The 6,033-nt window shown below is 62.2% G+C and carries 3 protein-coding genes and 1 rRNA gene; 3 read left to right on the top strand and 1 reads right to left on the bottom strand.

The features are described from left to right. The 3 genes from rrf to HW466_RS16235 form a co-directional block, all read left to right on the top strand. Positions 1-99 (top strand): 5S ribosomal RNA (gene rrf, locus HW466_RS32295); the annotation flags it as partial. Between the two features lie 292 nt (positions 100-391). Then, positions 392-2,467 carry a molybdopterin-containing oxidoreductase family protein gene (locus HW466_RS16240; protein ID WP_151004995.1) on the top strand — a complete coding sequence of 692 codons (2,076 nt, stop codon included), beginning with the start codon at positions 392-394 and terminating at the stop codon, positions 2,465-2,467. Positions 2,468-2,603: 136 nt separating this feature from the next. Beyond that, positions 2,604-4,277: a long-chain fatty acid--CoA ligase gene (locus HW466_RS16235; RefSeq protein ID WP_059506871.1), complete on the top strand. Its 1,674-nt coding sequence runs from the start codon at positions 2,604-2,606 to the stop codon at positions 4,275-4,277. Positions 4,278-4,666: 389 nt separating this feature from the next. Here the strand turns inward: HW466_RS16235 and HW466_RS16230 are convergent, their stop codons facing one another. Continuing rightward, positions 4,667-5,824 carry a porin gene (locus HW466_RS16230; RefSeq protein ID WP_059506872.1) on the bottom strand — a complete coding sequence of 386 codons (1,158 nt, stop codon included), beginning with the start codon at positions 5,822-5,824 and terminating at the stop codon, positions 4,667-4,669. Positions 5,825-6,033 lie beyond the last annotated feature (209 nt).

The raw sequence follows: 6,033 nt of genomic DNA, 5'->3' as shown, positions 1-6,033 counted from the left end.
CGAGTCGGTCCCACCCCTTCCCATCCCGAACAGGACCGTGAAACGACTCTACGCCGATGATAGTGCGGATTCCCGTGTGAAAGTAGGTAATCGTCAGGCTCCCCTCAAGCCAGAAACCCCCGCCCAAAAGGCGGGGGTTTTTGCATTTGGAGCGGCGCAAATGCACGTGGAGGTAACCGAACCTCCGCACGTGTCGTTCGAGTGGCGTACCTTGAATCCCCGCTTCATCATCCCGAACCCATCCCCGTCTTAATCGCTGCATTTCCGGCCACACAGACGGCTCGTACCGCCTCGGGCGAAACCGCATAGACGCAAAATTCATGTGAAATGAGGCCTTATCGGGTCCACCCACGTAAAATTTGCGAATCTCCATCCAGTCGCATCCAGAACGATGAACGTCGCCACTCAGATAGCTCGGGCCGTTTGCCCGCACGATTGTCCGGATACGTGCGCGATGCGCGTGACCGTCGAAAACGGCCGAGCCATCAAGGTTACGGGTGACCCCGACCATCCGCCTACGCAGGGCGTGTTGTGCACGAAAGTCAGCCGGTATGCCGACCGCGTTCATCATCCCGACCGGCTTACCGTGCCCCTCAAGCGCGTCGGCGCGAAGGGGGAAGGGCGCTTCGTGCCGATCAGCTGGAGCGACGCATTTGACGAGATTGGCCGACGTCTCGGGGAAATCGCAGCGCGCGCGCCGGAGGCGATCATGCCGTACAGCTACGCGGGAACGATGGGACTCGTGCAGGGCGAAAGCATTGCGCAGCGGTTCTTCCATAAACTCGGTGCGTCCCGGCTCGAGCGGACCATCTGCTCCGCGGCCGGTGCGGCAGGGCTGCGCTATACGTATGGCGGCAGCATCGGCATGCATCTTGAGCATTTCGAGGAGAGCGAGCTGATCCTGATCTGGGGCGCCAACCCGATCGCATCCAGCCTGCATTTCTGGACCCGGGCGCAAGAAGCCAAGCGGCGAGGCGCCCGTCTGGTCGCAATCGATCCCTACCGCTCGCTGACGGCAGAAAAATGCCATCAGCACATCGCGTTGAAACCGGGTACCGACGGCGCGTTCGCGCTCGGCATGATGCATGTGCTGATTACCGAAGATCTGCTCGATCACGATTACATCGCGCGCCATACGATCGGCTTCGATGCGCTCAAGGCGCGAGCTCTGTCCTATCCGCCGGAGCGTGTCGCGCAAATCTGCGGCATCGAAGTATCGGAACTGATCGAACTCGCACGCCTTTACGGTGCGACCCGCAAGGCATCGATTCGCCTCAATTACGGCATGCAGCGCGTGCGCGGCGGCGGCAATGCCGTGCGCGCGATTGCAAGCTTGCCCGCGCTGACAGGCGCGTGGCGTGATCGGGCTGGCGGGCTGCTGCTGTCATCGTCCGAATCCGCACCGGTCAATCACGCGGCGCTGCAGCGTCCGGACCTGATGCCCGGCTGGCCTCATACAGTGCCGCGCGTCATCAACATGAATGCGATCGGCGACGCGCTGCTGCACCCGGGCGACGCAACCTTCGGGCCCAAGGTCGAAGCGGTGATCGTCTACAACTCGAATCCGGTCGCGGTCGCGCCCGATTCGTCGAAAGTCGCCGCCGGATTCGCGCGCGAAGATCTGTTCACGGTCGTTCTCGAGCACTTCAAGACAGATACGGTCGATTTCGCCGATATTGTATTGCCGGCCACGACGCAACTCGAGCATCTCGACGTCCACAAGTCGTATGGCCATACCTACGTGATGGCAAATCTCCCGGCGATTCCGCCCGTCGGTGAGGCGCGGCCGAACACGGAAATCTTTCGCGGCATCGCACGCAGCATGGAGCTCGACGAGCCGGCGCTTTATCACAGCGACGAAGAGGTCGCGCGGGTGGCGCTGCGTTGGGACGATCCGGCGCTCGACAGTGATTGGGAAACGTTGAAGCGTGCCGGCTGGCTCAAACTGAAGTTGGCGGACGCGCCTTTCGCAAATGGCGGTTTCCGTACACCGTCCGGCAAATGCGAGTTCTACAGTGCGCGACTCGAGCAGATGGGCATGGACCCGGTGCCCGATTACCTGCCGCCGTTCGAATCTGCGGAGGCCGCGCCGGAACTCGCCGCGCGCTACCCACTGGCGATGATTTCCCCGCCGGCCCGTCACTTCCTGAACAGCACGTTCGTGAACGTGGACAGCCTGCGCAGTACGGAAGGCCAGCCGCACCTCGACATACACCCGGAAGACGCAGACGCGCGCGGCATCGGCGAGGGCGACATCGTGCGCATCTTCAACGACCGCGGATCGATGCAGGCGGTTGCGCGAGTGACCGATCGTGCGCGAGCGGGGCTCGTCGTCGGGCTGTCGATCTGGTGGAAGAAATTGTCGCCCGATGGGCGCAACGCGAACGAGGTGACGAGCCAGGCGCTGACCGATCTCGGCAACTCGGCGACTTTTTACGATTGTCTGGTGGAAGTTGAGCGGATTTGACCGAACTTCGAGATATCATCAGACGATTCTGGCCGAAAGTTGGAAGTGGGCATCTAACCCTGTTGTCTCGGGGTGGGCGAGCCGCTACGATGCGTTTTAGCACGACCATTCGAAAATCAGTGAGGAGACGCGCAGTATGGACAAAATTTGGCTGAAATCGTACCCGCCCGGCGTTCCAGCCGAAATCGACGCGTCCCCGTATCCTTCCATTCCGGATCTTCTCGACGAGAGCTTCAAGCAGTATCGCGACCGCAAGGCGTTCGTCTGCATGGGCAAGAGCATCACGTACGGCGAGCTCGATGCACTGTCGCGCCAGTTCGGCGCGTGGCTGCAGTCCCGCGGCCTGAAGCGCGGCGCGCGCGTCGCGCTCATGATGCCGAACGTGCTGCAGTACCCGGTGGCGATCGTCGCAGTGCTCCGCGCGGGCTTCACCGTCGTCAACGTCAATCCCCTCTATACGCCGCGCGAGCTCGAGCACCAGCTCAAGGACAGCGGGGCGGAGGCGATCGTCATCCTCGAGAATTTCGCGTCGACGCTGCAGGCCGTCATCGCCAATACCGCGGTCAAGCATGTCGTGGTCGCGTCGATGGGCGATCTACTGGGTATCAAGGGCTGGCTCGTCAATTATGTCGTGCGCAATGTGAAGAAGATGGTGCCGGCGTGGCAGCTTCCGTCGTTCACGCGCTTCAAGGCCGCGCTGTCCGAAGGCGCGCGGCAGACCTTCAAGCCGCAGCAGCTCGGCCCCGACGACGTCGCGTTCCTCCAGTACACGGGCGGTACGACGGGTGTCGCGAAGGGCGCGACGCTGCTGCACCGGAACATCGTGTCGAACGTGCTGCAGGCCGGCGCATGGCACCATCCCGCGCACGAGAAGTACCCTGAGGTGAAACAGTTCGTGACGGTCGTCGCGCTGCCGCTCTATCACGTGTTCGCGTTGACGGTGTGCGGTTTCCTGACGATGCGCACGGGCGGCATGGGCATCCTGATCCCGAATCCGCGCGACATCGGCGGCATGATCAAGGAGTTGAAGGGTTATCAGATCTCGACGATTCCGGCCGTCAACACGCTGTACAACGCCCTGCTGAACCATCCTGACTTCAACCAGCTCGACCTGTCGAAGCTCGTGATCGCCAACGGCGGCGGTATGGCGATCCAGGAAGGCGTCGCGAAACGCTGGTACGAGAAGACCCATACGGCGATCGTCGAGGGTTACGGTCTGTCGGAGACCTCGCCGGTCGCGACCTGCAATCCGGTGACCGCGACCGAATACAGCGGGACGATCGGCTTGCCGCTGCCGTCGACCGAAGTGGCCATCCGCGATGACGCCGGCAACGACGTCGCGCTCGGCGAGCCGGGCGAGATCTGCATCCGCGGGCCGCAGGTCATGGCCGGCTACTGGAATCGTCCGGAGGAAACCGCGAAGGTCATGTTCCCGGACGGTTTCTTCAAGACCGGCGACGTTGGCGTGATGGACGCGCGCGGGTACGTGAAGATCGTCGACCGGAAGAAGGACATGATCCTGGTATCCGGTTTCAACGTGTATCCGAACGAGGTCGAGGACGTGGTGGCGTCGCATCCGGGCGTGTTCGAGGTGGCGGCGGTCGGTGTACCGGACGAGCACTCGGGCGAAGCCGTGAAGCTGTTCGTCGTGAAGAAGGATCCGGCGCTCACCGACAAGGACATCCTCGCGTACTGCAAGGAGCGTCTCACTGGCTACAAACGGCCGAAACTCGTCGAGTTCCGCACGGAGCTGCCGAAGACGAACGTAGGCAAGATCCTGCGGCGCGAATTGCGCGACGGACGCGCGTAACGCCGAAGTGGAACCAGTCAGCCCGGCAAGTGCCGGGCTTTTTCATTTGTAATGCTGCAGCGAGGCTTCCGCGCCGTGATTCGACGGTCGCGGGAACGGTACGCGTTCTACCGGGAGGCGCCATGGTCGACGGAGCCGCCAGGCCGGCTCGGCGGCGACCGTGATCCGCAATTCGCTTGATGCGATACCCTGCGTGCAGGGTGCAGGGTGCAGGGTGCAGGGTGCAGGGTGCAGGGTGCAGGGTGCAGACGAGCAGCCGTGGCATTCACGTCGATGGCACGCCCCGTACGGGCGATCGTCCCGTTCTCCTCCCACACCGCTTCATGGCCGCAAAAGAAAAAGGCGCCCGAAGGCGCCTTCAATATGCTGCGGCTTGTCAGGCAAGCTGATTAGAACTTGTGACGGATGCCGACGCGCGCTGCAACCTGGTTGCTCGTGCTCGACGGATCGAGACCGTTGATCGATGCGGTGGCCGGAATGACATTGCCCTTCGAATCGAGCGCGTTGCCCGATGCGTGCTGATACACGCCGATCACGTAGACGTCCGTGCGCTTCGACAGGAAGTAGTCGACGCCCAGCGAGCCCTGGTGATACTTGGCTGCCGAGTTGCCGTCGATCTTGCTGCCTTGCGTGTAGTCATACGCCGCGCCGACGATCAGCGCCGGGGTCAGCTGATACTTGAAGTTGATTTCGCCGTTGTTGAACGTCGCGGTCTGGTTCACGAACGGACCGACCGAGAAGCCCTTGAACTTCGTGTTCGAGTACGTCGCGCCGATCGTCGCTGCGCCGAACGTGTACGCACCGCCCGCACCGATGACCTGGTACGTGTTCGCGCTGTTCGCATACGCGCCGTAGACCGGCGACGACACCGCCGTCGCCGCAGCCGACGCGCCGGTGTTGAACATGCCGCCGAAGTTTGCCGGCGTGCGTGCGTTCAAGTAGCCGACACCCAACACCAGCGGGCCGTTGTTGTAACCGGCGCCGAGCGACCAGACCTGGTTCTTCGAGAACTGGCCGGCTTGACCGCCGAAGCTGTACAGGCCGCCGAACGAGAAGCCGCCGTAGGTCGGGCTCGTGTACTTGACCGCGTTGTTCACGCGGTATGCGTTGTTGAAGTTGTCGAGGTCACCCGGGTGAGCCGCAATGTAGCCGCCCCACTGGTCGCCTGCCTCGAGCGGGCCGACGAAGTCGACGACGGAGTCGTATTGGCGACCCAGCGTGACCGTACCGTACTGGCTCGACAGGCCGACGTAAGCCTGACGGCCGAACATCAGGCCGCCTTGGCCGAGCTTGCCGGAATTGACGTCGAAGCCGTTTTCGAGCACGAAGATCGCCTTCAGGCCGCTGCCCAGATCTTCGGTGCCGCGCAGGCCGAAGCGGCTGCCTTGCATCACGCCGCTTGCCAGGCCGTACAGGTGGCCGCCCTTGGCGTTGTTGTTGAAGATGAGGCCTTCATCGATGATGCCGTAAAGCGTCACGCTGCTTTGCGCATGAGCTGCGCCAGCGAACGCGCCCAGCGCGACGAGCGCGAGAAGCGACTTTTTCATTAACGGATCTCCAAGAATCACTGAATTTTTTTGGCGGGGCGGATAGTTATGTTGTGTTGACGCGCCCCATCAACTTCGCAAGAAGTCGCACGTAATGTAGCAAAGCCGTTTTTTCCGACAAAGCGAAATGCCGTGGCGCAAGGTTGCCATGTTTCCTTTATGCAACAATGGTTAAAATCACGGGTTAACCGCAATTTCCGCTGAATAAT

This window comes from Burkholderia territorii, from assembly GCF_902833055.1.
GTDB lineage: Bacteria > Pseudomonadota > Gammaproteobacteria > Burkholderiales > Burkholderiaceae > Burkholderia > Burkholderia territorii.
The sequence above is the reverse complement of the archived record's forward strand: the minus strand, read 5'-3'. Positions and strand labels throughout refer to the sequence as shown.

What these genes read in the sequence shown, in the direction of transcription:
- HW466_RS16240 (WP_151004995.1), top strand. Translation starts at nt 392, where the DNA reads ATGAACGTCGCCACTCAGATAGCTCGGGCCGTTTGCCCGCACGATTGT.
- HW466_RS16235 (WP_059506871.1), top strand. Translation starts at nt 2,604, where the DNA reads ATGGACAAAATTTGGCTGAAATCGTACCCGCCCGGCGTTCCAGCCGAA.
- HW466_RS16230 (WP_059506872.1), bottom strand. Translation starts at nt 5,824, where the DNA reads ATGAAAAAGTCGCTTCTCGCGCTCGTCGCGCTGGGCGCGTTCGCTGGC.